Source organism: Streptomyces sp. NPDC045956 (assembly GCF_056430705.1).
Map to the genome: position 1 here is coordinate 521,325 of NZ_JBWKKZ010000002.1, position 26,039 is coordinate 547,363.

At 68.0% G+C, this 26,039-nt stretch carries 22 protein-coding genes; 7 read left to right on the forward strand and 15 right to left on the reverse strand.

Annotated elements, in window-relative coordinates; all coding sequences use genetic code 11:
• Positions 1-5: 5 nt before the first annotated feature.
• Positions 6-203, reverse strand: a complete 198-nt coding sequence (locus AC07FV_RS08100; protein WP_432887862.1) for a DUF397 domain-containing protein — start codon at positions 201-203, stop codon at positions 6-8.
• Between the two features lie 125 nt (positions 204-328).
• Between AC07FV_RS08100 and AC07FV_RS08105 the strand changes: the two genes are divergently transcribed.
• Positions 329-604 carry a hypothetical protein gene (locus AC07FV_RS08105; protein ID WP_432887859.1) on the forward strand — a complete coding sequence of 92 codons (276 nt, stop codon included), beginning with the start codon at positions 329-331 and terminating at the stop codon, positions 602-604.
• Positions 597-1,631, forward strand: a complete 1,035-nt coding sequence (locus AC07FV_RS08110; protein WP_479085518.1) for a zeta toxin family protein — start codon at positions 597-599, stop codon at positions 1,629-1,631. The genes AC07FV_RS08105 and AC07FV_RS08110 overlap by 8 nt, the downstream gene beginning before the upstream one ends.
• A 339-nt stretch (positions 1,632-1,970) precedes the next feature.
• Here AC07FV_RS08110 and AC07FV_RS08115 read toward each other — a convergent pair whose 3' ends face one another.
• The 4 genes from AC07FV_RS08115 to AC07FV_RS08130 form a co-directional block, all read right to left on the reverse strand.
• Positions 1,971-2,234 carry a DUF6225 family protein gene (locus AC07FV_RS08115; RefSeq protein ID WP_432887853.1) on the reverse strand — a complete coding sequence of 88 codons (264 nt, stop codon included), beginning with the start codon at positions 2,232-2,234 and terminating at the stop codon, positions 1,971-1,973.
• Between the two features lie 153 nt (positions 2,235-2,387).
• On the reverse strand, positions 2,388-3,488 hold the full coding sequence (locus tag AC07FV_RS08120; protein WP_479085520.1) for an NAD-dependent epimerase/dehydratase family protein: 1,101 nt from the start codon (positions 3,486-3,488) through the stop codon (positions 2,388-2,390).
• A 254-nt stretch (positions 3,489-3,742) separates the two neighbouring features.
• A complete protein-coding gene (locus AC07FV_RS08125) occupies positions 3,743-5,059 on the reverse strand; it encodes a hypothetical protein (protein ID WP_479085522.1) in 1,317 nt (438 codons plus the stop codon).
• The gene (locus AC07FV_RS08130) at positions 5,060-5,728 is read right to left on the reverse strand and encodes a hypothetical protein (RefSeq protein ID WP_432887844.1); all 669 of its coding nucleotides are present in this window, start codon (positions 5,726-5,728) and stop codon (positions 5,060-5,062) included.
• Positions 5,729-5,872: 144 nt separating this feature from the next.
• On the opposite strand from AC07FV_RS08130, the gene AC07FV_RS08135 reads away from it, so the two are divergent.
• Positions 5,873-6,286: an HIT domain-containing protein gene (locus AC07FV_RS08135; protein ID WP_479085523.1), complete on the forward strand. Its 414-nt coding sequence runs from the start codon at positions 5,873-5,875 to the stop codon at positions 6,284-6,286.
• A gap of 468 nt (positions 6,287-6,754) precedes the next feature.
• Here AC07FV_RS08135 and AC07FV_RS08140 read toward each other — a convergent pair whose 3' ends face one another.
• The 5 genes from AC07FV_RS08140 to AC07FV_RS08160 form a co-directional block, all read right to left on the reverse strand.
• Complete coding sequence (locus AC07FV_RS08140; protein WP_479085525.1) at positions 6,755-8,422, reverse strand: hypothetical protein; 1,668 nt, start codon at positions 8,420-8,422, stop codon at positions 6,755-6,757.
• 2 nt (positions 8,423-8,424) lie between these two features.
• A complete protein-coding gene (locus AC07FV_RS08145; protein ID WP_479085526.1) occupies positions 8,425-8,838 on the reverse strand; it encodes a hypothetical protein in 414 nt (137 codons plus the stop codon).
• A gap of 185 nt (positions 8,839-9,023) precedes the next feature.
• Entirely contained in the window at positions 9,024-9,683 is a 660-nt protein-coding gene (locus tag AC07FV_RS08150) for a class I SAM-dependent methyltransferase (protein WP_479085527.1), read from the reverse strand.
• A 551-nt stretch (positions 9,684-10,234) separates the two neighbouring features.
• Entirely contained in the window at positions 10,235-10,621 is a 387-nt protein-coding gene (locus AC07FV_RS08155; protein WP_479085529.1) for a toxin Doc, read from the reverse strand.
• 3 nt (positions 10,622-10,624) lie between these two features.
• On the reverse strand, positions 10,625-10,864 hold the full coding sequence (locus tag AC07FV_RS08160) for an antitoxin MazE7 (RefSeq protein WP_458416793.1): 240 nt from the start codon (positions 10,862-10,864) through the stop codon (positions 10,625-10,627).
• 636 nt (positions 10,865-11,500) lie between these two features.
• Here AC07FV_RS08160 and AC07FV_RS08165 point away from each other — a divergent pair.
• A complete protein-coding gene (locus tag AC07FV_RS08165; RefSeq protein WP_479085784.1) occupies positions 11,501-14,614 on the forward strand; it encodes a cell wall-binding repeat-containing protein in 3,114 nt (1,037 codons plus the stop codon).
• Between the two features lie 86 nt (positions 14,615-14,700).
• On the forward strand, positions 14,701-15,144 hold the full coding sequence (locus AC07FV_RS08170; protein WP_479085530.1) for a hypothetical protein: 444 nt from the start codon (positions 14,701-14,703) through the stop codon (positions 15,142-15,144).
• A 94-nt stretch (positions 15,145-15,238) separates the two neighbouring features.
• Here AC07FV_RS08170 and AC07FV_RS08175 read toward each other — a convergent pair whose 3' ends face one another.
• Together AC07FV_RS08175 and AC07FV_RS08180 are read right to left on the reverse strand one after the other, a co-directional pair.
• The gene (locus tag AC07FV_RS08175; RefSeq protein WP_479085531.1) at positions 15,239-15,574 is read right to left on the reverse strand and encodes a hypothetical protein; all 336 of its coding nucleotides are present in this window, start codon (positions 15,572-15,574) and stop codon (positions 15,239-15,241) included.
• A gap of 109 nt (positions 15,575-15,683) precedes the next feature.
• A complete protein-coding gene (locus AC07FV_RS08180) occupies positions 15,684-16,292 on the reverse strand; it encodes a hypothetical protein (protein WP_479085532.1) in 609 nt (202 codons plus the stop codon).
• 199 nt (positions 16,293-16,491) lie between these two features.
• Here AC07FV_RS08180 and AC07FV_RS08185 point away from each other — a divergent pair, with 199 nt between their 5' ends.
• Entirely contained in the window at positions 16,492-17,580 is a 1,089-nt protein-coding gene (locus AC07FV_RS08185) for a tyrosine-type recombinase/integrase (protein ID WP_479085533.1), read from the forward strand.
• 695 nt (positions 17,581-18,275) lie between these two features.
• Positions 18,276-19,817 (forward strand): hypothetical protein, encoded by a 1,542-nt coding sequence (locus tag AC07FV_RS08190; protein WP_479085535.1) that lies wholly within the window; start codon positions 18,276-18,278, stop codon positions 19,815-19,817.
• A gap of 111 nt (positions 19,818-19,928) precedes the next feature.
• On the opposite strand, the gene AC07FV_RS08195 is transcribed toward AC07FV_RS08190, so the two are convergent.
• From AC07FV_RS08195 to AC07FV_RS08205, 3 genes are read right to left on the reverse strand one after another with little or no spacing between them, the layout of a single operon-like run.
• Positions 19,929-23,207 carry a type I restriction endonuclease subunit R gene (locus tag AC07FV_RS08195; RefSeq protein ID WP_479085536.1) on the reverse strand — a complete coding sequence of 1,093 codons (3,279 nt, stop codon included), beginning with the start codon at positions 23,205-23,207 and terminating at the stop codon, positions 19,929-19,931.
• Entirely contained in the window at positions 23,204-24,379 is a 1,176-nt protein-coding gene (locus AC07FV_RS08200) for a restriction endonuclease subunit S (protein WP_479085537.1), read from the reverse strand. Before AC07FV_RS08200 ends, AC07FV_RS08195 begins: the two co-directional genes overlap by 4 nt.
• Positions 24,366-25,997, reverse strand: coding sequence for a class I SAM-dependent DNA methyltransferase (locus AC07FV_RS08205; protein WP_479085539.1), 1,632 nt, complete (start codon positions 25,995-25,997; stop codon positions 24,366-24,368). The genes AC07FV_RS08200 and AC07FV_RS08205 overlap by 14 nt, the downstream gene beginning before the upstream one ends.
• Positions 25,998-26,039: the final 42 nt, after the last annotated feature.

Consider the following 26,039-nt stretch of genomic DNA (forward strand, 5'->3'; position numbering starts at 1 on the left):
TCTGGTCAGATGCTGTCGTGTTGCAGCGCGCTCAAGAAGCTGTTCCAGGCGCGGGCTGAGACGGGAAACGGACGACGATCATGGTCTTTGGTGTCACGAACGAGGATGCCGGCGCCGGCTGCGGCAACGCTGGCCTCCACGCATGCTTCCTCGAAGTCGGTGCTGTGGCTGCTCTTGTGCCAGCCCGTGGGAGGGAGCGGCATGAGGTCCTCCTGGCGACGGTCGGAAGTGGGCGGGCACCAGTGCCCGCCTGGCGGAGTCTACGGACCAGCAGCCACCCACGAGGGACCGTCGTTGTGCAGGAACCCAAAGGAGATAGGGAGAAGCCATGTCACATGAGGTGCGGTCGCCACGGTGGACGGCGAAGGAGATGGACGACTTCGAGCGCGCCCGGGCGTTACTGAGCGCGCTGATCGCCGCGTACAGCGCACACATAGGCCGGGCACAGACCAGGGAGGTCTCCCAGGTGCTGCGAGCTGAACGGGCTCCGCTGCTCGAGGAGAGGGACAAGCTGACGGCCGACGACCGGGAACGCGTCGCGGAGATCCTCCGCGGGATGCCGGGCCGCCTCGAGTCCGTTCGCGCCGGCAGCGGCCATGCCTGAGCCGGCCCCCGCGTCCCGTCTCCTCACGGACGAGCAGATCAGCGAGATCATCCGAGAGGATGTATTGCCGCCGCTGGCCAGGTTGTCACCGCAGGCTACGCCGCGCATGGTTGTGCTCGGGGGGCCCCAGGGATCGCGCAAGACCACACTCAGGCCCGTCGTGGCCGAGCAATTGGGCTTGGGCGACGACGTCGTCTACTTCGACGGAGACGACCACAACGACTTCCATCCGCACTACGACCGGCTCGCCCGCCAGCACGGCGCGCCGGAGGCCGCTCGCCTGATCCGAGAGGACAACGAGATCATCCGGGGAGCGATCCTCAGTGAGGTGCGGACCCGGCGGCTGAGCATCATGTTCGTCGGCCCGTACACACACTCGGAGTACACCCTTGGACGCCTCGCCGAGTTCCGTGCCGACGGTTACCGCACCGATGTGGCCTACACCGCTCTGCACCCGGCGCTGTCGCAGCTCGCCGCGATGGATCGTCACCTCGCGGCGCTGACCGACGGACCGGGCTACAGCTTCCTGGTCTCCCCGGAGCTTCTGGAGCGGGTCATCTCAAACGTCCCCGCCGTCGTGACCCGAATTGAGGCCGAAAGGGCCGCCGACGCGCTGCACGTCGTGGACGCTGGTGGCATCGCCTTCAGCAAGCGGCTCGGCGACGACAGCGTGTGGGCACCCGACCGGCCAACGGCCGATGCAGTGGAAGAGATTCGTCTCCGGCCCTGGGGGCAGTCTGTGACCGCGGACTTCCTCCGTAGACGGGAGCGAGTCGAGGCCGCTCCCATAGGGGAGGACCCGCAGTTGTGGGCCGCACGTCTGGCCCGGGTCGACGAGCTTGCCGCCCCTATGATCACCCCCCAACCGGGAAACGGTCGCCCCACTGTGTCCCAGGCAGCAAGGCAGCGCTCGACCACCGCGCCGGCACGTCCGGGCGCCAAGAAGGCGGCGAGCCCGCCGTCGTCGCAGCATCCATCCCCGCACAGGACAGAGGGGCAGGAAAGCGGATCCGGACGGACTCGATAGCGGACGCCCGTGGGCAGTCCGCTCGACCAGTTCTTCCGGCAGCGCCGGCTCGTCGATTGCGGCGAAGGGAGAGACGGGTGGATTCGTGCCCCACCCGGGCGGGTTCCGTCGACGCTGATTCAAACGAGCATTCCCCACGTCGTCAGCGATGTCCGTCGAATGCCGCGGAGGACCGCGGCAGCGACGAGAGCGCACGGTAGGCAGAGCTCGCGACTCTCTCCCGAGTTCGGTCGGTTCAATCATCCCGCCCGCCCCGCCCTCCCGGAATTTCCGCAGTAAATGCGTACACGTTGCCCCGGCAGTCAGTTTTGTCCGCCGCAGGTTGCGACAATTATGGCCTCACCTATTGCTGTGGTAGAAGGCGCTGGCGGGATAGGCTACACCAATCTGAAATTCGCGTGTAGGCTGTTGACCGCGGCCGTCGCCAGTGTCTTGTGAACCGAATCCTGCCGTAACGATGATGTAATCCTGGACGGCATCGGAACCCGGCGCTGTTGGACCGTACGCCAGCAGTGGGGTGTCAGCCGGAAGGTTCTCCAGAGCTTGACGGAGTTCTCCAACGGTCCAACCTCGAACGGGGTTATCTTTGTTGAAGGTGGTCAATTTCCTTTTCCAATCAGGTTGTCTGGGTAATTTTCGCGATCCCGTGGGACTTCGGGTGAGCAGACCCTTGCGTCCCGTCTCTTCGCTCGCGTGGTGGCAGCAGCCGTGGTCGGTCTGTTTCGGAGCAACACCCCGAATACCAACGCACCGTCATCACCGGCCGCGGCCCTGTTGGCGTCGTGGCGGCGTCGTTCCTGGAACCCCGAGTGCGGTTCCAGAGTCGGTGGGCGGCCTGCGTCGTGAGCCGTCCGGTGTGGTGGTTGACCGTGAACGGGCGGCATTGGTGGATATTCTTGGTGGCCGGTCCTGCTGAGCCGCTTCATCGGCTGACCGCGAGCCTGCGGCCTGCGCGGAGATGAGGTGGTTGCACACTTCGCGGACGCCTTGAGCGATGGTCCAGTCCGGCGTATAGGCGAGGCTATTGCGTAACTTCTCACCTGAGACGGCATAGTCGCGTCGATCGTCCACCGTCGCTCGATAGTTGATACGGACGGGCCCCGTAGGGGCCGCCGAAGCCAGCGCCGCCACCTGCTTGAGTTGCATGTTCTCGGTGACGACGTTGAAGATCTGCTGGCGTGTTTTGCCGGGATCGGACAGAACGCTGTTCACTGCTTGTGCGAGGTCCTGCACATGGACGTGAGGGCGCCATGCTTCTGGTCCGATGACGGTAACCTCACCGCGAGTGGTGGCCTCGTGAACGTACTGGTTGACGACGAGATCGAGTCGCATTCTCGGGGATACGCCGTAGGCCGTGGCCAGCCGCAGAACGGTGACATTGACGCCGCCATCCTGATCAAGGAGATAGCCTTCAGCCTCTGCCTTGCTTTCGCCATAGAGGGAGATTGGGTTCACGGGTGTGGTTTCCGTGGCGACGCCCGCGGCGTGACGGCCGTAGACGCTGCAGGTCGAGCCGAAGATGAGGTGGTTGACGCCCGATCGGTCAGCGGCTTCGTAGAGTACCTTGGTCGCTTCGACGTTCACTTGGCGGGCGAGTTCCGGCTCGCGTGCGCTGGCGGGGTCGCCGACGATGGCCGCGAAGTGGACGATCGCGTCGACGCCTTCGACTGCCTCGGCGAGCGTCTGCGTATCGCGGAGGTCTCCCTGAAGGAAAGTGAAATCACCCGTGCTTTCCAGCCTCTGAGTGAATTCACTGGGACGGCTGGCCAGACCCCGGACATGGGCTCCGGCATCCATGAGTCTGGAGGCAACGATCAGGCCGGTGTAACCGGTCGCTCCTGTCAGGAGTACGCGCATGCAGGTTCCTTCAATTCTGGTCCGAAGTCGGACAGTGGAGGCATTGCTGGGGTCGATGCCCGCAATGGACTGCACGGCGGAGCCGAGCCCATGAGACTTCGGATTGACAGATCCATGTGGATTGAGAGCTCGCCACACATCCCCTGCCTGGTGTACGGGTATCTCGCGCCGAACGTGCGAACCCCGTCCCGGCCCATGACCGGGAGGCCCCGGTCACCGGGGGCATCCTCGATGGGCCCGCCCGGTGGGGCGCTTCACCGTCCGTGGCCGCGGCCGCGTTCCTGCCGGGGCGCCGCCCCCGGAGCGGGTGGAAGCGTGTGGGGGCCACCGGAGGGACTGCGCCGTGGGCCGTCGGGGGTGGTGGTAGAGCGGGAACGGGCGGCCTTTGGGGATACGCCGGACGCTCGGGCGGATTCGGAGGCGGTCTGCGCGTACGGGAGGCTCCACCCCTGGCCCGGTACCCAGGTACTGCCACCCGGCGCCGCGGGCAGGCTGTCCATGAAGGCACCGAGCGTTTCACGCATGCTGTGCCAGCCGGGGTACTGATGCAGTTGCGGCGAGCCTGCGCGCAGAGCGTCCAGCCCTTCGTTCCAGGGCACGACCGGTTCAGGGCCGTCGCTGTCCTGCCCGTAGAAGCGGTAGGGCACAGGCACGCGGTCCATGCCCATCGGTCCCAGGTTCCAGTTGCTCTTCACCGCCTCACGCATGTGGTCGGCGTCGATCCGGCAGGTGCGCAGCATGAAGTACGCGTCGTAAACGTCCTTGTAACGGTGCCAGGGCCGGTCTCCCTCGCCCCGCAGGCCCCGGGGCTTGCCGGTCAGCAGCGTGAGCTTGTCGGCCAGTTGGTTGACCGCAGGGTTCAGCGGGGGCTGGAACGGGGTGAACCCAGGCAGGTTGATAGGGGCTACCGGGCGGTGCGCTGTGTCAGGTCCGCCGGTGACCGCTACCTTGGCGGGCGGCTTGATATCGATCTCGATGGGGATCGGGTCATCGACGGTCGGTGTGTGGCGCGGTCCGAAGCGAGGGTCGACCGGCGTGGCGGTCACGATGCCCATGACCTGGCCGTTGGGGAAGACGTTGAGTTCGCCGGCCGTGTAGCGCACGAGGCCGCCCAGCCCGATGCCGTGTGCGCTACCGGTGTGGCCGGGCGGTGCGGCGACGCGGCGGACTGCTCCTTCCACCGCGTCCCTATACAGGTCGGCGGCCCGGCCCGGGTCGGGATCCGTGACGGCGCTGGCGCACAGGTCGAGGTCAAATGCGTCGCGCGGCATCACGTACTGCTGAGGGATACCTGTGATGCCCGGGACGCCGAAGTCGGCGGGCCAGTCGCCGTCCGCGGGACGCGCGGGCAGGGCCAGCGAACCTATCAGCAGCCAGCCGAGGCCCTGGTCCGAGGTGATGCGGTGTGCCAGGTCCGACATCAGCACCTGCTGCAGAGCGCGCCGTTCGTTGAACTCCGGATATCGCGCTCGCGCGGCCACAGCCCCGCGGAGTTCCTGCCACCGAGGGAACTCCTCCCGGAAGGCGTCCCCGAGATGCTCGGCGGTGTCCATCACCCCGAAGTCGGGCATCTACGCGTCCTCCCCGGAGTTCGCGGCCGTCTCGGCACCGTCCACACTGGCCAGCAGGTAGGCCAGCAGATCTGCGCCAGTACCGGTGGTGCCGGGCAGTTCCCGAACCTCCAGGGCCTGCGCGAGTTCGGCGTGGGTGGCCAGACGCCGCTGCAGAAGATTCGTGGCGATACGCCCCAATCCATCCGGATCGGTGCTGCCGGCGGCCGCGATGTCCGCGAGGGCGCGACCCGGCGAGGTCACCGGCAGGCCTGCTACCTCGCGGTAATCCTGCGGTCCCAGCTCGGCGCGGTGGATGAGGACGTCCTGGGAAGAGGCGGCGGTGTGGTGGGGAGGGACGGTGAACTCTGCTACCGGGCCGGGTAGGTTGCCGACGGCGTAGACGCGCACCGCGGCCCCGTGCGACACGACACCGGCAGCAGGCAGCGGCCGCTCCCAGGCGGGCTCGTCCGGGGCCAGCAACAGCCAGTGTGCGTACAACTGTGGGAATGGGGGTCGCGTCCCGCCGCGCAGCCGCACGACTCCGGGTATGACGGTCTCGATGACACGGCCTTCGAGGAGTTCACGGAGGACGGCAGGGCTGGCTCCGCATGCGGCAGCCTGCCGTTCAGTCACCAGGCCGGCCTGTCCCTCGGCCACATCGGCGATACTTCCGACGATCTTCAACATGCCGGAAGCCTATCGGCGCCCTCCGACATCGATCATGTGATCCTTCCGGGTCAACTGGCTGATATCTATGGGTGCATGGAGCACTGGAGAAGTGATCGTGTGGGAGCCGCCGAGCGGGGCGAGAACCCCACCGTTCTGGCGCGGATGAGAACCGGATGGGCCGTCATCGGTGACACCCAACACCTCCCTGGCTACTGCCTGCTGCTGTACGCCGGCCACGCGAGTCATCTGACTGACCTGCCGCGCGCCGAACGAGCCCTCTTCCTCCTCGACCTCTCTCTGCTCGGTGAAGCCGTACAGATGGCGTGCAGCAAGCGCGACGAGGAATTCCGCCGGCTGAACTACGAGGTCCTGGGGAACTCGTGGGAGCACCTGCACGGCCACGTCCATCCGCGTTATGGCTGGGAGCCTCCGCGGCTGCTGCGTGGACCCGTATGGCGCTACGGGGAGGAGCGCACTGCCCCGGAGCACGCCCTCGGGCCCCGGCACGACGGTCTGCGGGAGGACATCGCGCAGGCGCTGACAGGCGTCCTCGCCGATGCCTACGGCCACGACTGACGCTCGTCGCGCCGGCGAGGAGGCGTCGGTGCGATCGATCCGGAGGCGGGCCGTATGGGAGTGGACGTACGCACAGAACCACCTGGCCATGGGCCGAAAACGAACGTAGCCAGACTGGGAAGTGTGGACGGCGTCACGCAACGCCGTACGGCTGCGGCCGCCCCGCCGATCGCCTCAGTCGTGCTCGCGGCCTGCTCGAGCATGTGTCGCACCGATTCGGCTGGGCGGCAAGCAGGTGGGCCAGGTACAAGCGTCGGCGAGGGCGTGGACGTCCATGGCGTCCATGACCTCCTGCATCTTCGACTCGCTCCGGGGATCAGAACAGCATGGACTGAAGCAGGTTCTGCGCGAGCGTCGACGTGGCGGCATGCTCCTCTTCCGGGCCGCCTCCGGCGCCTCCGGCGTCGGCAACGCTGGGCTGAAGGGACTCCATTCCTGGCTGCGGGCCGACCGCGGTCGGTCAGGTGGTCATGGACGGTGGCCTCGGCTCCGCAGGGGTGGCTGTAGGTCTGGCGCTTCGGGTAGGCGTGAGAGGGAGGGGCCTTGCGTTGCCGGCCGAGGGGTGGTCCTGGCCGCGGTGGTCGACCGTGACCGGGCAGCCTGGGCCGAGGGTCGCGTGGTCCTCGGCCGCTGTTCCGTCAGGAGGTCGGCGGGCAGCCACGGCTGGCCGGAGCGGATCTGCTCGTGGGCGGTCGCGTCCAGCTGGGCGCGTGCCATGTCCATGCCTGTGTGGGGCGCCGCGCGCAGGATGGCGGCTGCTGCTGCCTGCTCGGCCTCCATCACGTGCTCGTACGGCTCCACGAGCCGTCTCGCTTGGTGATCGGGTAGGGGGTAGAAGCGATGCACGGCCTTCGGGGGCCGGTGATCCACATTGTCGGTGACCAGGGTCGATTCGATGTGCCGGACGGCGGTGGGCATGGCCGCGGCGAGCTGCCACCCGGTAGCTGCCACCCGGTACACCGTCTCCGTCAGCCCCGCCGGACCTCCGGCGTCGGCGAGGATCTCGGAAGCGTCCCGCTGGACCGGGCGGCCCGGCGTCTCCGGGTTCCACGCCATGCCGTACAACAGCTGCCCGATGCGTGTCGCGTGCGCGTGTGCGGTGAGCAGGGCGGGGTGCGGAGGCGTCTTCGGCATCGGCGCGAACTGGCCGCTGCGCGCGAGGCCGTAGCCGGGCAGCGGCAGCTTCGGGTGGACGCGGGGGTCGGAGAGGTCGACGATCCGGTGCCATCGCGTCGCGGTCTGCTGCCAGGCTTGTGCCGCAGTCCGTAACCGGTCGGCTGACTTACGCAGCGCCTCGGCGGTGGGCGGGTCGGCGTCGGCGTCGGCATGAAGCAGGAGGCGGCCGGACAGCAGGTTGCTCATCGCACGCCATCGGGCCATTTGCTGCACGTCGGACCCGCTCAGGGCGGGCTCGCCGCGGCCGTGCAGGGCCTCGAAGGCGACCCGGGACAGGCGCTCGCAGTCGTCGGCGAGATGAAGGGGGATGCTCCCCGCCGCGTCGGTGGCCAGAGCCGGGCGTGGATCGAGCGGCGGTACGAGCGGGAACGCCGCGATGGCCTCGTTCCTCTGTCCGCCGGCGGCGCGGCCGAACACCGAGGCGTGGTCGAGGCTCCCGCATGCGACGTACAGCTGCACCGCGACGGACTCACGGGTGACGGCCTTGCCCAACGCCTGAGCCACACGGGCCGCTCCCCAGGCCAAGTCCGCCGAGCACTGCACCAGGTAGGCGCGGGCGGACCGGTGCGTGAACGCCAGGGCGTACGGCGTCACCGGTGCGCCGTCCCGCCCGCGGTGGCTGGCGATGAGGTCCTGGACGGCGGCCGCGGCCTGTACCGCGCGGGACAAGGGAGTGTCGTGGTGCAGGGCGGGGATCTCGGCGTCGACGGCGGGCAGTCGTCCTGCTGCGCGACGCAGGGCGGTGCGGGCGGTGGCCAGGTGGGCGGCAGGTGCCGCATTCGCCCGCCGGGGCCGCTCTCCGGCGCTTTCCAGGGTGTCCCGCAGGTGCCCGACCAGCTCGCCGAGCAGTCCGACGACAACGGCCTGTTCTCGGGCGTCGTCCGGCATGAAGGTGCTGGAGACCACCTCGCGCAGGTTGCGGTTGGCGGCCTCGTTCAGGTCGCCCAGCGTGGTGGGCATGCCTATCCCTCCCGAGCGGCGAGGAGCGCGTCGGCGGCGGTCGCGGCCTTGCCGGCGGCCTCCCGCGCTACCGCCCGGCCGTCTTCCTCCGTCCCAGGGGTGGCAGCCGCACGCTCCAGGGCCGCCTGGACGTGGCGCAGCAGCTCCACGTACGGAGCGAGTCCTTGCGCACCCGGCGGCGGAGGCGGTACGTCGACGGGGCGACCGGTGCTGGGCAACGGCAGCAGGCTCCGGCCCGCGGCACTCGCCTGTGCTGCGATCAGGGCCTGGAGTTCGTCGCCGCCTTCCTCGAACGCAACGGCGTCCGCGACCTTCTCGGCCACGGCGAAGGCCTCCCATGCGGCGGCCGTGGTCTCGGACCGGTCTGTCGAATCCAGGGCGGCGTCCAAGGGCTTCAGCACGTCTGGCAGTGGCATTACGTCATCTCCCCGTCTCGGCCGGTCAAACAGCGATCGTCTCACTCGGCGAGGGCGACGCCGGCGCCCTGTGGACAACCGCCCCTTTCGAGGACGGAGACGTGGAGCGGTGAGAAGCGAGCCCCTCGAAGGCACTTCGTTCGACAAAGGTGTGACGAACGCCCGGTGATCTGTGGCCTCTGGGTTCAGTCCTGGTGCCACACCAGCGTGTAGCGCCAGAACAGTCTGCGACGCAGTCGTGCGCCGGGCAGTGTGCGCCGGGCCTCGCGCACGATCTCGGCGAAGCCCATGGCCGCCGGTCGGACCGGGGCTGTCATCGAGGCCGGTGGGCATGCCGTGCGGCCCTTGTGCTTGATCAGGCCCATGGCGGCGTTCAGCGGAACGGCGGCGGCCCCGAGCACGTGGTCGCCAGGGGTTTGCGCACGCCAGAGACCGACGACCACCAACGTCCCTCCGGGCGCCAGGTGCCGGCGGAAGTGGGCGAGGGCGTCGGCGAACGGCAGGTGATGAAGGGCGGCGACGCAGGTGATGACGTCGTAGGAAGCAGCAGAGGGGATGCCGGTGAGCGCGTCCGCGGTCGTGAAGGCCACCGGAGCGTCGTTAGGGGTCAGTCCCCGGGCTCGGTTGACGGTTGCCGGATCGGGGTCGATCGCCTCCACTGCGGCGGCACGGGTGGTCAGGAGCCTGGCCAGGTCGCCGGTGCCGGAGCCGACGTCGAGAGCCGTGCGGAAGCTTCTGGGGAGCTGCCGCATGATCCAGCGGTGGTAGTGGGCGTTGTGGTCCCACGGGTGGGCGGCGTTGAACCGGTCGAGGGAATGCAGCAAGCGGCGCGGCAGTGTCGTCATGCCGTGAGTCCATCAGGTCCGCGCTCGGCCGCCGAAGCCGTCGTACAGGGCGCGGCCTGCCGGACGCCCGAACCGCAGCGATCCCCGGAGCTGTGCCGCGAGGTCAGAGCGCACCGGGCTGCGCCGGCAGCACGTCCGGTACCTGGGCTTCAGGGTTCGCGGTGATCATCGGTAGGGGAGCGGCTCATTCTGGTGAGGTCGATTGCAGTTCCGCGGGAGCGGAGCCCGCTGCCGGAGGGCGTTCGTGGCCCATACGTCTGTGCCGGGGCCCAGGGAAGACATCACTTGCATCCACGCCGCCCGTGCCCTATTTGCCGGAATCTGCACAAGTCGCTGAAACACGCCCTCGTGGCCCGTAGACTCCCAGGTCAAACAGCCTGCTCCCCGCACGCGCGGGGATGGTCCCGAAGCCACTTCGGCACTGATCGCTCGCGGTGCCTGCTCCCCGCACCCAGCGGCGATGGTCACCCAACGCGACGGCCCCGCCCCTCACCCGCCCGGCCCGGGACTACCTGCGTAACCCTCGGATGTGGCCCAGATAGACACCGAGGTCAGGCTGACGGCAGGCGGAGCGAGCGTAGCCGTTCGGCGACGGTGAACGAGTCGAGACGCAGGGCGGTGATGTCGGTAATGAGGTCCCGCCAGGCTTCGAACTTGGTGTTCACCCGCTCCCCGTGCATCCCGAGGTACGCCACGGCCAAGCCGAATCCGTACAGCTCGTTGCGAGCGGGCAGCGGCCGGAGCACGACGCACTCCTCCAGCATGACGGCCGCGCGCCAGAAGGCGTCCGGGTGGTGCTGGTCGTGGCGGGGCGGGTCGACCTTGTGCCGGGCGGCGAGACCGACGAACACGGAGTAGTCGTTGACCGCGAGGTCGTCCAGCAGCTCAGCCTGACGTTCCAGGAACCACCGGTAGTCGACGTAGTACTCGGCAGACATCGGTCAGGCCGCCCGCGGGGCGGTCTGCGCCGGCGCGGGGCCCCCGTACTCAGCGTCGAACGCAGCGGCCGTTTCCGGATCGCGGGTGACCTGCCGGAAGATCTCCGCGCCCTCGGCCAGCGCGCGCTCGCGCCGCTTCTCCTCGGCGACCTGCGCGAGGTAGGCGTCCAGCGGCAGCCCCGCCGCGTCGGCCAGGGCCCGCAGCGCGTCCGCGGTGGTGTCGTCGATCTCGATGCCAGCCATGCGTCGAGTATGCCGCGTGGCACCACGACCAGGCCAGTCACTTGGGGATATCGCTCTGACCTGCACCTTCCCTATTTCTTCGACATCGCTTCCCCGGTTCGAGCTGTCCAAGGCGAAAACGACTCACTTGATCACAGCATTCCATTTCGCCGGTTTTCCTGTTCGTCAGACCTGTCAAAATTGTCAGGACAAAAGCCAGTTCATCACTCGATGTAAGCGCTTTCACCATTCTCGGGAATTATCGCTACCGACTCGCGCGCCGCCGGTCGAGGTGGTTCCGATCGCGCCGTCAACTTGACCGAAACGCAGAGCATTCGAACGACTAAGCGATGCGATGATCAACTGCCCGACCGACGGGCTATGCCACCTGAGCAGGTGGCCCAACACGTCAAGTCCCGTCTCGGAGCCATCGGGGCGGGCAGAAGGCTTCTCTTGCCCAGTAAGAGCAGACACAGACGTTGGTCTTCACGCATTGCATTTGGCGCAGCCTTTGCACTAGCGGCTCAAGCCATGGCCGGGACATCCGTCGCAGCTCTCTCAAATTCCGAGCCGTCGACCGACAAACCCGTGCCCACCGGAATTGTCGAGGCCAAATTGAAGGCCGACGCCGACCCGGGTGAGGTACCTAAGGCGCGCATGAAGGCGCGCGAGACCGGCAGCCCGGTCGAGCTGGTGTCGGAGCGTACGGAAACCTCGCGCACGTTCGCCAACCCCGACGGCAGCTTCACCACGGAACTCACGCCAGGGCCCGAGCGCATCAAGCGGGACGGGCGGTGGGAAGCCGTCGACGTATCACTGCACAAGCGGGACGACGGCGCGGTCGCGGCCACGAACCACCCCGAGAGCCTGGTGCTGTCCGGCGGCGGCGGAGCCAGGGCACGGTCGCTGGCAGCCACCGAGACGGCGGCTCCGCGGGACCTCGTGACCTTGGGCAGCGGCCCGGAGCAGGTCACTCTCCAGTGGAAGGGGGGACTGCCCGAGCCGGTACTCACGGGAAATTCCGCCCGCTACGTGGAGGCAGTGCCCGGCGCCGACGTGATCGTCGAGGCGACACGCACCGGGTTCGAGCAGTTCGTCGAGATCGGCGCGAAGCCGGGGGCTGACGACTACTCGTACACACTGCCGGTCAGAGCCAAGGGCCTGACGGCGAAAGAGCAGCCCGACGGCTCCGTCCTGTTCATGGACGCCGCAGGCAAAAAGCGGGCCGTCATGCCGTCTCCGGTCATGTGGGACGCCACCGTCGACCAGCAGTCCGGTGAACACACCCGGCGCAGGACCGTCGACATGGAAGTAGTGGACCACGGGGAAGGACGTATCGACCTGGTCGTCACGCCCGACGCCGCGTTCCTCGCAGACCCCAGGACCAAGTATCCGGTGACCGTCGATCCCTCGACCTCCGCGCTGTCGAACGCCTTCGACACGTACGTGCAGCGGGGCGAGACCGTCGACTGGTCGAGCGACACCGAACTGGACATGGGTAACCCGGGCACCACCAATGCCGATGGCACCACCCGTGTCGCCCGGTCGTTCATTCACTGGAACACCACTCCCATCAAGGACGCCCTCGTTTCCAGCGCGTCCCTGCAGCTCTTCAACTTCCACTCCGGCAACACCGACTGCACGGCCCAGCCATGGAGCGTGTGGGCCACCGGTGCGGCTTCCACGTCCTCACGCTGGACCAACCAGCCGGCGTGGCAGCAACAGCTCGCCACGTCCTCCGAGACCAAGGGCAACGCCGCGTGCGGTGCCGACGGCTGGATCAAGGCGGACGTGACCGAGCTCGCCCAGACCTGGGCGTCCGGGCAGGTCTCCACCGGACACATGGGACTGCGGGCGGCCAACGACGACGCCAAGGGCTGGAAGCGGGTCAACTCGGCCAACAACGCGACCAACCAGCCGAAGCTCTCGGTGACCTACAACCACCGGCCGCAGACGGCCACCGCCCAGCAGGCCGGTCCTCCGTTCTCCTCGACCGACGACGTGTGGATCGTCAGCAGCACGACTCCCGTGCTGCGGGCCACCTTCGACGACGTCAACGGCGACCAGGTCAACGGCACCTTCGAGATACGCGACAAGGCGACGGGCGTCAAGGTCGGCGACTACCTGGTCTCCCCCTGGGCGGAGCCAGGCACGGCGACCCAGGTGACGGTGCCGGCAGACCTGCTGCAGGACAACAGGACGTACGAGTTCCGTACCTCCTCGTACGACGGGACGCACTACAACACCGGTTGGTCCGCCTGGACACCGTTCCGGGTCATGACGTCGACAGGGGCCAGCCTGGCCCGCATCGGGGGCGCCAGCGCGATCGACACCTCGGTGAGAATCTCCCAGGCCCACTGGAAGAACGCGACGGCTGCGACCGGGAACGCCGCCGGCTCGGCGGTCGTGGTCGCCAGCGACAACTACAAGGACGGTGCCTCGGCGATCCCCCTGGCCAAGGCCAAGAACGGTCCGCTCCTCATCACCGGCAAGACGGCACTCGACGCCAGGGTCTCGGCCGAACTCGGGCGCATCCTGCCCACGGGCAGGACCGTTCACCTCGTCGGGTCCGGCGTCAGTTCCGCGGTGGAGACGGCGATCCGGGCCCTCGGTTACACCACGGCGCGCTACGCGGGCGCCAACGAGCTGGAGACGTCACTGCTCGTCGCACGCGACGGTGTGAGGAACCCCGCCCATGTCGCCATCGTGACGGCGAACACCTGGCAGGAGGCCCTGCCGACGGCGAGCGCGGTGGCGGCCGCCGACGGCGCTGTCATCCTGAGCAACGGCGCGACCCTGAGCAGCGCGGCGAAGACATGGCTCGACGGACTGGGCACCGGGGTCAGCAGGACCGTCGTGGGCAAGGGCGCCGCCGGCGCCTACGAGAGCACCTTCGGCACGGTCGTGGGACGGGACAACATCGAGACCAGCGCCATGGTCGGCGACAAGTACATGCCCCATGCGGGCGGTGTCTCCCTGACCACGGCGGCCGGCTACACCGACGCGATGAGCGGTGGCGCGTACGCGGCCACCGTCGAGGTGCCGCTGCTGCTGAACTCGGCCACGGTGTTCGACCAGGGCGGCAGCTGGTTCTCCGAGGATCACAGTGCCACGACGCGCTCCGTCACCGTCTTCGGCGGTACGAGCGCGATCTCCGACTCCGTGGCCTTGGCGGCGCAGCGAGCGGCCACCGAGAAGTTCGTCAGCGGCGAGATCGTGGCACCCGGAGAGGAGGCTGCCACGCCGGAGGACATCGCGCACATGGCGGTGGAACCCGACTGGAACGGTCTGCCGGAGGTCTCTACCCGCGACTCCTACCCCGGCGGGATGAACGAGGCGGAGGGCGACTTCTGCAAGTGGCCCAGCCGATGGCGCATCTGCACCAAGGCGAAGCAGGAAGCCGACCTCGCCAGGAACCTGGCGCTGCTCGAGGTGAGGGACACGGGCTTCTACCCGGGAAGCCGTACCAACGGCGGCAAGGCGGACGCCTACCGCCACTGCACCTGGAACGCGCTCATGGCCTACGAGATGGGCTCCAAGACGGCCAAGGGATTCGCCGACCGTCACGAAGAGGGACCCAAACCGGACGGCATGTCCGAGGCACTCGCCGAGCGGCACCACAGGATGGACTACCACAACAACGCCTGGGGCCGGTTCTTCGGACAGTACGGCAAGGACGTGGACATGCCTCGGGACGAGGCCGAGTCACTACTGCCGGGCTGGTGCATGATGGCCATCGGCGACGGTACGCTCAACTACTTGTGGTACTGACCGTACACACAGGTCAGGTGACCGCCACATGACCAGGGTCGGGGTGCGGGCCCCGCGCCGGCGCCCCGGCCCATCGAGGGAACAGGATGCCCATCCGATACCGCCTGCTTCAGGCAACAACCGCGTTCGTGATGGCCGCCCAGGCCCTGGTGGTCGCGGTGTTCACCTTCGTGTTCAACTCCGCCGAGTCGTTCGCGCCCCTGGACGAGCCGACGGAATCGGCGACTGGACGACTACGAATCTCCATGGCGATCGGCGCAGTCGTGATCGCCGTTGCCCTGTCCGCCGGCGCGATGCTGATCCGGTCCTGCGCACGGGGCACCTCCGCCCGCTCCGCGGTCGCCGTGGCCGCCGTGATGGAGCTGCTGCTCGTGGTCGACGCGGCGCTCAGCGGTTCCGGCAGTTCCGTCCTCACGCGAGGCGCAGCCCTGGCGATGCTCGCCCTGTGCTTCCTGACCGACCCGGCGCACCTGAACCGCGGTCGACGGGCGCGAGGCTCGCATGCTCTGGACAGCTCAGGGACGAACTGAGCGGCACAGACGCGCCGATCGAGTCGCTCTTCCAGCACCGCCGTCCATCCTCAGCGCGGCCGGCATCACCGCTGTGTCTCCTTAACCGCGCTGGTCAGAAACGATCGAGGGGCTCGGCTGCGTAGGTCCCGTCCTCGAGCGGTACGTCCGTGAGTTCGTAGAGGCGCTGGCGGCCACTGATCCAGGGCGTGATTCTGGTCCCCGCAGGCCGGGTGGTCTCGAACCGCACGGGCGTGCCGTCGGCGTCCTCGGTGCGCAGAAGCGTGAAGCGGCGTAGGCGGGGCGGCTCCGGGGGAGTGGCCCGGCTTCGTCGGTACAGCCCGACACCGGCGGCGGCAGCGGCGAGAAGCACGACGAGCAGCCACGGGCCCAGGGCCGTGCCGAGAAGGTTCAGGCCCTGGTCGAGGGTGAGGGAGACGAGGACGGGCATGGCGGCATCACTCCTGGGTGGCGCGGCTGGTCACAGCCCGCCGGTGCGACGGGCCGCGCCGACTTTCCGGGATCGGGGGGTTAGCCGCGCAACCCCCCGGTGACCTGCGTCAACTGGTCTGCTGCCGCTCGCTGCTGGTGTCGGGGCCGACGTCGAGGTTGCCGTCGTGCGGCAGTGCGCGCGGTACGTCGTCGCCGGCGGCCCAGCCGGGTAGCACGGCGAGGGCCGACGGTGCCTCCTCGTCGCTCCATGGGGCGGGCGGCTCCGGTGACGGGGGAGTCTTGTGGCCGGTGGCCAGGGCGGCGAGGGCGGTACGGAAGACGGGCACGTTCTCGCTGTTCATCTCGTAGGCGATGTTCTTGTGCCAGCTGGGGTTGTCCGGGTCCCACACCGGAGTGATGGGCGCGCTGATCCCTTCGGGCCACCATCCCTCGCGCACGCCGCGCGGGACGGCACGGGACAGGGCGACGGTCGGGCCGTTGAGTTTCCCGACGGCGGCGCGCAGTCGGTCCGCTTCGATGTAGCCGTCGCCGTCGACGATGACCATCTCGGCGAACCGGCGGGCGCCGGCGGTCAGTGAACGCAGGTAGCGCGTGGCGCGCTCGACGGTCCAGTCGGTGTCGACGGTCGCGACGGTCAGCTCCGCGCGGTGCGCTGCGGCAAGCGCGACGAGCTTCTCGGCGAACGCCTTGTCCGCGCCCTCGATCGTGATCCTCATGAGGCGCCTCTCAGATTCTTACCAGGTTCTCCGGGTTCTTCATGGAGAGTATGGCCGCTGCCACTGGTATGCGTATGGAGAACCCGGAGAATCTGGCCGGGAATCTGCATCAGCTCGGGTGGCGCGAGGGTGCGACGATGCATCACACGTCGGATAAGCTCTCCTTATCCGACGTCAGAAACGTCGAGAGGAGCGCGCCTTGACCACCCCCGCCGAGCACTCGTCGGAAGAGGCCGACTCGGCCCCCGTACCGGCAGGGCGCGATCGCATCGTCGTCCAGTGGGCTCAGCGCCACGGCGTCGAGGTCGCCCAACGCCTCGCGGACGCGGCGGACTTCGCCGACGAGGTGCGGCGGCGACTGCGGCCGGCCAACACGACGGACACGTACGCGAAGGCGTGGAGGGTCTGGACGCGGTTCTGCGCGACGCAGGGGTTCCCCGAACTGGCGGCCACGCGTGGCGTCTTGACGGCGTTCGTGGTGTGGCTGCTCGACCGGGGTCAAGTCAACGGCAAGGGATACGCCGCGTCATCGGCGAGCACGATCCTCGCCGGGACCGTCGTGGAGCTGCGCCGCCGTGGCGCGGAGGTGAACCGGGACGACCAGGCGCAGGCGCGGGCGACACTGGACGCGGCCGCCGTGGAGCTGCTGAAGGCGGGGGAGCGGCGCGGCCGGGGTCAGGCCGCCGCGGCCGAGGTCCCCGACCTGTACCGGGTGGCGAGGGCCTGTCCCGACACCCTCGCCGGGGCCCGGGACAAGGCGCTCGTCCTGACCGGCTTCCACTACGCCTCGCGTGCCCAGGACCCCGCCGGCCTCCGCGCCGGGGACGTCACCCTCACCCCGCGCGGCCTGGTCGTTTCGGTGCTCACCGGCAAGACCAAGCACAGCGTCCGCGACGCGAAGATCAACTACCAACAGGACCCGGAGGTCTGCCCGGTGGAGGCGTGGAAGGCGTACCGGGCCCGCCTCGCCGCAGACGCCGAGCCGCGCTGGTCGCAGCCCGACGCGCCCGCGTTCGTCGGCGTCGACCGGCACGGCAACGTCACCGGCGGCATGGTCCCCGACTCCGTCACCCGGGCCGTGAAGCGGATCAGCGCCCGCGCCGGCATCCCGCTCGCCTGGACCGGCCACTCCCTCCGCATCGGACTGGCCACGACCGCCCGCAAGCGCGGCAAGGACGCCGTGGCCATCGCAGACCAGGGCGGATGGGCCCGACACTCCCGCTCGATGAACGGCTACTTCCAGCGGGTCGACGGCTGGGAGGACAACGCCACGGCCGGCCTCACGTAACCACCGGGGGCCTCGCCTGCTACTGCGGACAGACCGCTCCGACCCGGACGCTGACCCAGGGAGCCGCCGCGACCAGGCTCAACCAGCACGTCAGCCGCAACAGGTGGAAGCAGGAGGAGTGGGCCGAGTACTGGGTGGTCCCGCTGAGCAGCGCCGCCCCCGTCCACGTGCTCCGGGCGCGCAGCCTCGCCGGCGCGCCTGACCTCCAGTCGACGCCCTGAGGCGCACCTGGCCCCCACCGGGGGAGCGTGCGGGGCCCACGTGTGCTTCAGGGCGTCGGACTCATACCGCGGCTGCTCCCCGGGGCGCCGTACGCCCGGCGGATGCTTGCTTCGGCCAGGGCGACCTGGCGGGGCTGGGCGCACGGACGCTGGTCAGGGCCGCCGCAGGATTCCTCCTCGAACGCCTTGGCGACCTCGGCGACCTAAGAAGAACCGCTCCAGCTCGGGACGGGCCGGTTCCTCGGCGACCTTCCCGTACGCCCCGGCCTGCTCAGCAGTCAGACTCACGATGACCGTTCTCAGCGCCGACTGCCGTACCGATGTTTCCTCAGGCCGACCCCCGCTTCACCGAGCCTCGCGCTTCAATGCTGGAACCAGCCGCCTGTCGACTGGCGTTGCTACTTCACACCGGTACGTGTTCCAGAGGCCCCAGCTTCGCCACCGCTCGATCCCCGCGAGTCCGAAAGGTTTCAGATGCGCGAACTTTACGCATGCCAGCTCCTGCTCACCGACCCGCAGGCCACTCCGGACGACGTGCTCGGCCGGGCCGAGAGACTCATCCGTGAGTGGGTCGGGCGGCCGACGGGTCTCGTACCGTCCGCCCTCGCCGAGGACGGACGGTACGAGACTACGGGCGGACACACGGTGACCACTCACCATCACGCGACCGACGAAGTGCCGAAGGGCTGGATGTGCTCCTGGTACCAGCCCGCGGCGGACGATCCCACCGTGCGGTGGGTCACGAGCCTGGCCCTGTGTTCCGGCAGCGACGGGGTGTGCGCCACCGTGCGCATCGGCCTCCAGCAGGACAGCGACATGTTTCAGTTGCGCCGTCCCGTCTTCCGGTTCTCCTCTCCGGCGATCGTCCGCACCCTGCTGCGGGAGTTCGTGGTCGTCGATGCGGGACACCGGACGAAGCCGGCCCCCTGGACACTCACCGCGGGTGACATTCCGGGGTTTGTCGAGTGGCTGACATACGACCGCCGGGCTTTGCCCATTGTTGTGGTCACGAACCATCCGTCGACCGGCCGGCCTCTTGTCGACACGCAGAAACTGTCACGGGAGCTGGCGGGCCTGGCCCACGTCGCGCACCTTTCCACCCACCTGGCGGCCCGTACCTTGACCGACGAGGTGGGCGCCCAGCTGTCCGCGTGGCAGGGGGCCGTGCGGCTGTACTGGCCGAAGTTCGGAAAGGACGCGAAGCCGTACGACCACAAGTACTGGCCTCCCCACCGCATCCCCGACGAGGGCGGCGCATCCCTGCTCGATGAGCTGAGGCGCTGGCTGGGGTCGGTGAGTGCCGCTTCGGTTCCTGAGAATCCCGTTCACGGCTGGGTGAGGGCGGCGCGCTGGCAGGCCCTGCAGAAGGATGACGATCTGCCGGACTGGGTGAAGGAGTACGTCCGCCTCCAGGAGCAGGAAGTGAAGACCCTCACCCAGCAGTACGACGAGGTCAGCAAGAAGCTGGCCACGGCGCTCACCAAAGCGGAAGCCCTCCAAGCACAGTTCGACGAAGTGAGCCTGGTTGGCAGCAGGTCGGCCGACGACGAAGATCTGCCGACCGAGCTGGCCGGGACGGACGTGTCGGACTTGACGGTAAGGGAGGCCTTCCAGCGCGCCAAGGAGGAGATCGGCGACGACGTCATCTTCCTGCCCAGCACCGAAGCGAGCGTGAAGAAGTTCAGCGCCTACAAAGACCCAAGTAAGCTCTACCGGGCACTTCTGGACGTCGCCACCGCGGGCCGAGGGTGGGCCGACGACACGCTCGGGAAGCCGTTCGGGGAGTTCTTCCTGGAGCGTGGTTACCGCTACTCGGCCCGGCACCCCGCAGCCCACAGCCGTCGGTTCCGGAGCCATTACGAAGTGCGGTACAACGGTGAGACCGTGCTGATGGAGGCACACCTCAAGGTTGACGAGGCCACCAGCCCGGATCAGTGCCTCCGTATCTACTGGTACGTCGACAAGACGGACAAGGTGCTGGTTGTCGGCCACGTGGGACGCCACCTGCCGGACTGACTCCCGGCGGAACGCCCCTGTTCTCGTTGCTGCGGGAAGGCGCCTTCGTCCCGTCAACGGGAGACCGATGCCGGGACGAAGCGCGGACGACGAGCGCGCGGCGCGGGTGTGTCAGTTGTCCGGGAGACTGTTGGTGGACCACTCGTTTGCGAAGTGCTCCATCTGCTTCAGCACCAGGTCGATGGCCTCCGGGGCCTGGTCCGGCGGGTAGTTGCGGCGGGCCAGGAGGCGTTTGATGGCGCTGCGCAGACGGGCCCGGACGGGCTCGCGGGCGATCCAGTCCGGCTTGAGCTTGCTGCGCACCTCGGCGACCAGCTCGCGGGCGATCCCGGCCAGCACCTCGTCGCCCATCACCGAACGCGCCGTGCCGTGGTCGGCGACCGCGTCGTAGAAGGCGAGCTCGCGCCAGTCCAGCGGCGGGTCGAACTTCTCGCCGCGCCGGCTGTCCTCCATGACCTCCTTGGCCATCTCGATCAGCTTTGCGATGAGCTCCGCGCTCGTGTACTGCTGCCGCATGTACCGGACCATGAGGTCCTGGAGCCGCTCGGAGAAGGTCGTGCGGCGCACGACGTTGTGCCGTGTCACCTCACGCATCTTCTTCTCGATGAGCCGCCGCAGCGCCTCCGCCGCCAGGTGCGGTGTCTCGCTGTTCAGCAGCTGGCCGACGAGCGCGTCGTTGAGCTGCGTCAGCTCGGCGGTCTCCAGGCCGGCCTCCGCGAAGAGGTCGGTCACGCCGCTGGTCTCGACGACCGAGGAAGTCAGCTGGGCCAGGTACAGCTCGACGTCACGGGCCACCGGCAGACCGCGCGCCTCGCGGTCCATCGCGTCGTACTTCGCCATGTAGGCGCGCACCTCGACGAAGAACTGGATGTCCCGTCGCCAGGCCGGGTGGTCCGGGAACCGCTCGCCGATGTTCGTGGCGCTGCCGCACAGCGCGTAGAAGCGCTCCAGCCGGTGCGCGTGGTCGCGGAAGCGGCGCCCTAGGGTCTGCCGGGGATCGTCCAGCTTCTCCGGGTCGTTGCCCGCGGTCTGCGGATCTCGGAGGTAGTTGGCGGCCCGGATGGCGGCGTCGATGAACGCCGTCCTCGCCGGCATGGCCAGCCGTTCCCGCCAGCCGAAACCGCGCAGGATGTCCGAGAGGACGTCGTACTCGTTGCGCAGCTCGTCCAGCGCCCGGTCGAGCCCCTGGCCGAGCGTGCGGTCCGCTCGGTCGGCCTCGGTGTACTCGGCGATCGCCCGCTGGAGGTTCTCGGTCAGCGGCGCGTACCCGACGAGGAGGCCGTCCTGCTTGGCACGAAAGCGGCGGTTGACCCGGGCCAGCGCCTGCATCAGGTTGGCGCCCTTGAGCGGCCGGTCCAGGTACATCGTGTGGACCGGCGGGGCGTCGAAGCCGGTCAGCAGCATGTTGTTGACGATGAGCAGCTCGAGCTCGTCGTCGGGGTCCTTCGCCCGGTTGATGACCGTCTTCCGCCGGGTGTCGCTCAGGGAGTGGGCGAGCAGGTGGTCGGGGTCCTTCCGAGAGTTCGTGGAGAAGACGATCTTCATGGCGCCCTTGTCGAGCTCGTCGCTGTGCCACTCGGGTCGCAGCTCGCGCAGGGCGTCGTAGACGCGGACGCAGATCTCCCGGGTCGCGCACACGACCATCGCCTTGCCGGCCGCACCGCCCTTCTCCGAGACGCCGACGAACGGCTGCATCCGCTCGCGCCGCGCCTCCCAGTGCTTCACCAGGTCGTCGGCGAGGTCCCGTATGCGGGCGGGCGTGCCGTACATCGCGTTCATCGTGGCCACGGCCTGCTCGACGCGGCGGCGCTCGGTGTCGTCGAGGCCGTCGGTGATGCGGTCGGCCTCCTCGTCGATCTTCGTGGGATCGACGTCCTTGTCCAGGACGAGCGAGATCACGCGACTCTCGTGGAAGACCTTGACGGTGGCCCCGTCGTCGGCGGCCCGCTTGAGGTCGTAGATGTCGACGTAGCCGTCGTATGCGCCCTTGTCGCCGAAGACGTCGCGGGTGTTGCGGTCGGCTTTGGAGATCGGCGTGCCGGTGAAGGCTAGCAGCGTGGCGTGCGGCAGCGCGTCGCGCAGGTGGCGGGCATAGCCGTCGAGGGAGTCGTAGTGGCTGCGGTGCGCCTCGTCGACGACCACCACGATGTTGCGTCGGGCGGAGAGGAGCGGGTGGTCGGCGCCGGACTCCTTCTCCTCCTTCGTCCGGCCGAACTTCTGCAGCGTGGTGAAGAGGATGCCGCCGACGCCCTTGGCCGCCAGTTTCTCGCGAAGCTCGGCCCGGGTCTGCACCTGGCACGGGCGCTCCGGGAGGATCTCGCTCTCAAGGAAGGTGGAGAACAGCTGGTCGTCGAGGTCGGTGCGGTCCGTGATGACCACGATCGTCGGGTTCAGGAGCGCGGGGTCGCGCATCACCATGGTCGTGGTGAGGACCATCTCCTCGGACTTGCCCGAGCCCTGCGTGTGCCAGACAACGCCGGCTTTCCCGTCGCTCGCCGCGGCCTCCCGTACTGCCTCGGCGGCGCGGGTCACCGCGTAGAACTGGTGCGGCTTGGCGATCCGCTTCATCCGCCTCGACGGGACGAAGTTGACGAAGGACCGGACGAGGGAGAGGAAGCGCGGCTGGGTGAACAGGCCGTGAAGGGCGAGATTCTGTCCCGAGTCCCCTATGCCCTCGGCTTCGAGCACGTCGACGCGGTTGCCGAACTCGTCCGTGTTCCACGGCGCGAAGTGCTCGTACGGGGTGAAGGGCGTGCCGTACTTCGCGGTGATGCCGTCGGAGAGCAGGACCAACGCGTTGTAGCGGAAGGCGGTCGGGAACTCCTGGACGTACCGGGTGACCTGCGAGTGCGCCGTCTGGAGCGTGGCGTCCTCGTCGCCGGCCCGCTTCAGCTCCAGCACGGCGAGGGGCAGGCCGTTGACGTACAGGACGATGTCGAAGCGGCGGTTCTTCTCGCCGTCGATGACGGTGACCTGGTTGAGCGCGCGGTAGACGTTCGCGTCGGGGTCGTCCAGGTCGACGAGGCGGATGGTCGGGTTGTGCTCGGCACCGAAGACGTCGGTGTACGTGACGGAGCGGATGCCGGTCGTCAGGTACTCGTGGGCGGTGCGGTTCTCCTCGTACGTGTCCTGAGACGCCGGGGTCGCGGCGGTGGCGACGGCCTCGCGGACGGCGTTCGGGGGGAGGCCGGGGTTGAGCCGCTCGACGGCCTCACGGAGGTCGGGGTAGAGGATCAGGTCGTCCCACGACTTGCGGTGGTCGGAGCCGGGCGCGAACGCGTTGCCGGGGGCGGGCTCCCACGCGAGCTCGGCCAGCTCCTCAAGAGCTAGGAGCTCCCAGTCGGACTCGTGGGGGCGGTAGTTCTCTCTGTCGTCGTCCTCGTTCGTCATACGTGGTCCTCGACAATCTTCTCGGCGTCTTTGACGCGCAGCCGGCCGGACATGAGCTGGGGGAGGAGGGTGTCGCGAAGGGTGGCGAGAGTGCGGTTTTCACCAGCTGCGGACTGGATGCGCGCTCTCATCGAGCGGACAACTTCGTTCATACGGGCAACGTGCTCTTCCCCAGGCCAAGGAACGTCCAGAGCTTCCAGGTCCTTCCACTTCGTGCGAGGCATCCGGGTACCGTCACTGACCGCTGAGGCGTGCGCAATGACTTCATCACTCGACAGAGAGAGGAGGAGCCACCCCAGACGGGACGGCTCCACGGGACGCACCACGAGAATGTCCGTAGAGCACACGCCCGAGGTCAGGGCCAGGCCGACCTTATGGAAGTATGGCCGCAACTTCCCGAACAACACGTCGCCCGACTCGAACGCGGACTTCCCACTGACGATCTCAGCATCTTCCTTCCACGCAGTGAGCCACATGTTTCGGCGTGGCATATGCTCCAAGCCGATGTAATGCTCGTCACCGGTGAGGGATGAAGCGGATACTCCCGTCCGAACCAGGGACCCGAGCTTGCTCATGGCGATCGAGTCCGAGGTATGGCTACAAACATCCTGATAAATCGATCGCAGGAGTTTATCAGCTACGTCAACGATGCGCTCATTGATATCGATCTTGCGAGAGATTTCAAGATAGATGCGCCCGATTCCGATTTGATCCTTATATTCCGGAACGGGGATGTTCAGTCGACCGAAGTCACCCTTCTTGAAGTGCGGAATCATCGTGCCGACGTGCAGATTCTGGATTCGATTCTGCACCACGGGCGATCTCAGAGCAGCGAAGAGGTAGAGGGGATTCACCTTAGATCGGTCCGCCCGGACCGCAACCATGTCCTGCGCGATACAAAAATCTACTGGATCTGGGGCAATGGCCACACGCCCAGGTGTTCCCTTGCAGACGAAGATCAAGTCGCCCGGTTCGGGGTGACTGCGAAACCAATTATCATAAGTGTCCTGTGACACGTACCGCAGCTTCTCGTATTTCGGATACAGGGCATCGTTGCTGATGCAGTTCGTCGCGATCAGTTTCACCCCTTCGTGTGACGTTGGGCAGGTGCGCCCTCGATTATCAATCACAACACTCAATAGGTCGGAAAATGGAATTTCACGCGTCACCATCGTCGAGCGCCCCCAAAATCTCAGTCACGGTCTGCTGCTGCCGGTCGGATTCCTGGAAAAGGGCAAGAAGTTCTCGAGTGAGGCCGTCGATCCGGTCAACGAGACCATCGTTGCCCAATTGGTCTGTTTGCGTCGCCCCCACATACCGCCCCGGCGTCAGCACGTACCCGTACTCTCGTACCTTCTCCAGGTCGGCCGAGCAGCAGAAGCCGGGTACATCCTCGTACCTCAGCCCCGTCTCACGAGCCGAGGCCGTGCCGCGCCACGCGTGGTACGTGTCGGCGATCTTCCTGAGGTCGACTTCCGAGAAGACGCGCTCTGTCCGGTCCACCATCTCGCCCATCGCCCGGGTGTCGATGAAGAGGATCTCACTCCGGCGGTCGTCCAACCGCCGCGCGCCCTGTGGGGACTTGTCCTTGGACAGGAACCACAGACACGCCGGGATCTGCGTAGTGCGGAAGAGCTGCGATGGCAGCGCCACCATGCATGCCACCAGGTCGGCCTCCACGAGTGCCTTCCTGATCTCTCCCTCTCCGCTGGACTGGGAGCTCATCGAGCCGTTGGCCAGGACGATGCCGGCCGTGCCCCGCTCGCCCAGCTTGGAGATCATGTGCTGAAGCCACGCGTAGTTGGCGTTGTTCCGCGGCGGCACCCCGTACTTCCACCGCGCGTCGCCCTCGTCGCGCGCCCAGTCCTTGATGTTGAAGGGAGGGTTGGCCATCACGAAGTCGGCCTTGAGGTCCGGGTGCTTGTCGTCGGCGAAGGTGTCGCCCCAGCGAGCGGCGAGGTTGCCGTCGATGCCGTGGATGGCGAGGTTCATCTTGGCCAGCCGCCAGGTGCGCTCATTGAGCTCCTGGCCGAAGACGGAGATGTCGGCCTTGTGGCCGCGGCCCCGGTGCGCCTCGATGAACTTGGCTGCCTGGACGAACATGCCGCCCGAGCCGCACGCCGGGTCGTACACCCGGCCCCCGTAGGGCTCCAGGATCTCGACGAGCAGCCGGACGACGGACTGCGGCGTGTAGAACTCGCCGCCACGCTTGCCCTCCGCTCGCGCGAAGTTGCCGAGGAAGTACTCGTACACCTCGCCCAGTACGTCCTGCGCCGGCTTGTCCTCGGTGCCGCCGAAGCGGGCGTCGCTGATGAGGTCGACGAGCTCGGCCAGGCGCTTCTGGTCGACGTTGTCGCGGTTGAAGATCTTCGGCAGAACGCCCTTCAGCGAGGCGTTCTCCGCCATGACCGCGTCCATCGCCTCATCGAGAAGTTTGCCGACGCCCTGGCTCTTCGCGTTCGCGGCGATCCACGACCACCGTGCGGTCTCCGGGACCCAGAAGACGTGGGCGCCGGTGTACTCGTCGCGGTCCTCCAGGAAGTCGTCGAGGCGCTCCCCGTCGATGCCGTCCTCGACGAGCTCCTTCTTCAGCTCGTTGCGGCGCTCGTCGAAGGCGTCGGAGACGTACTTCAGGAAGATCAGACCGAGGACGAACTCCTTGTACTGCGCGGCGTCGATGGAGCCGCGCAGCTTGTCCGCGGCCTTCCACAGGATCGCCTGGATCTCCTTGGCGGTGGAGGCGCTGAACAGCTCCGCCTGGTCGGTGGCTTTCTTCGTGCCGGGAGGCATGGGGTAGGACGTCTCCTTCGGTCGTTCCATCGGTCGGTGTTC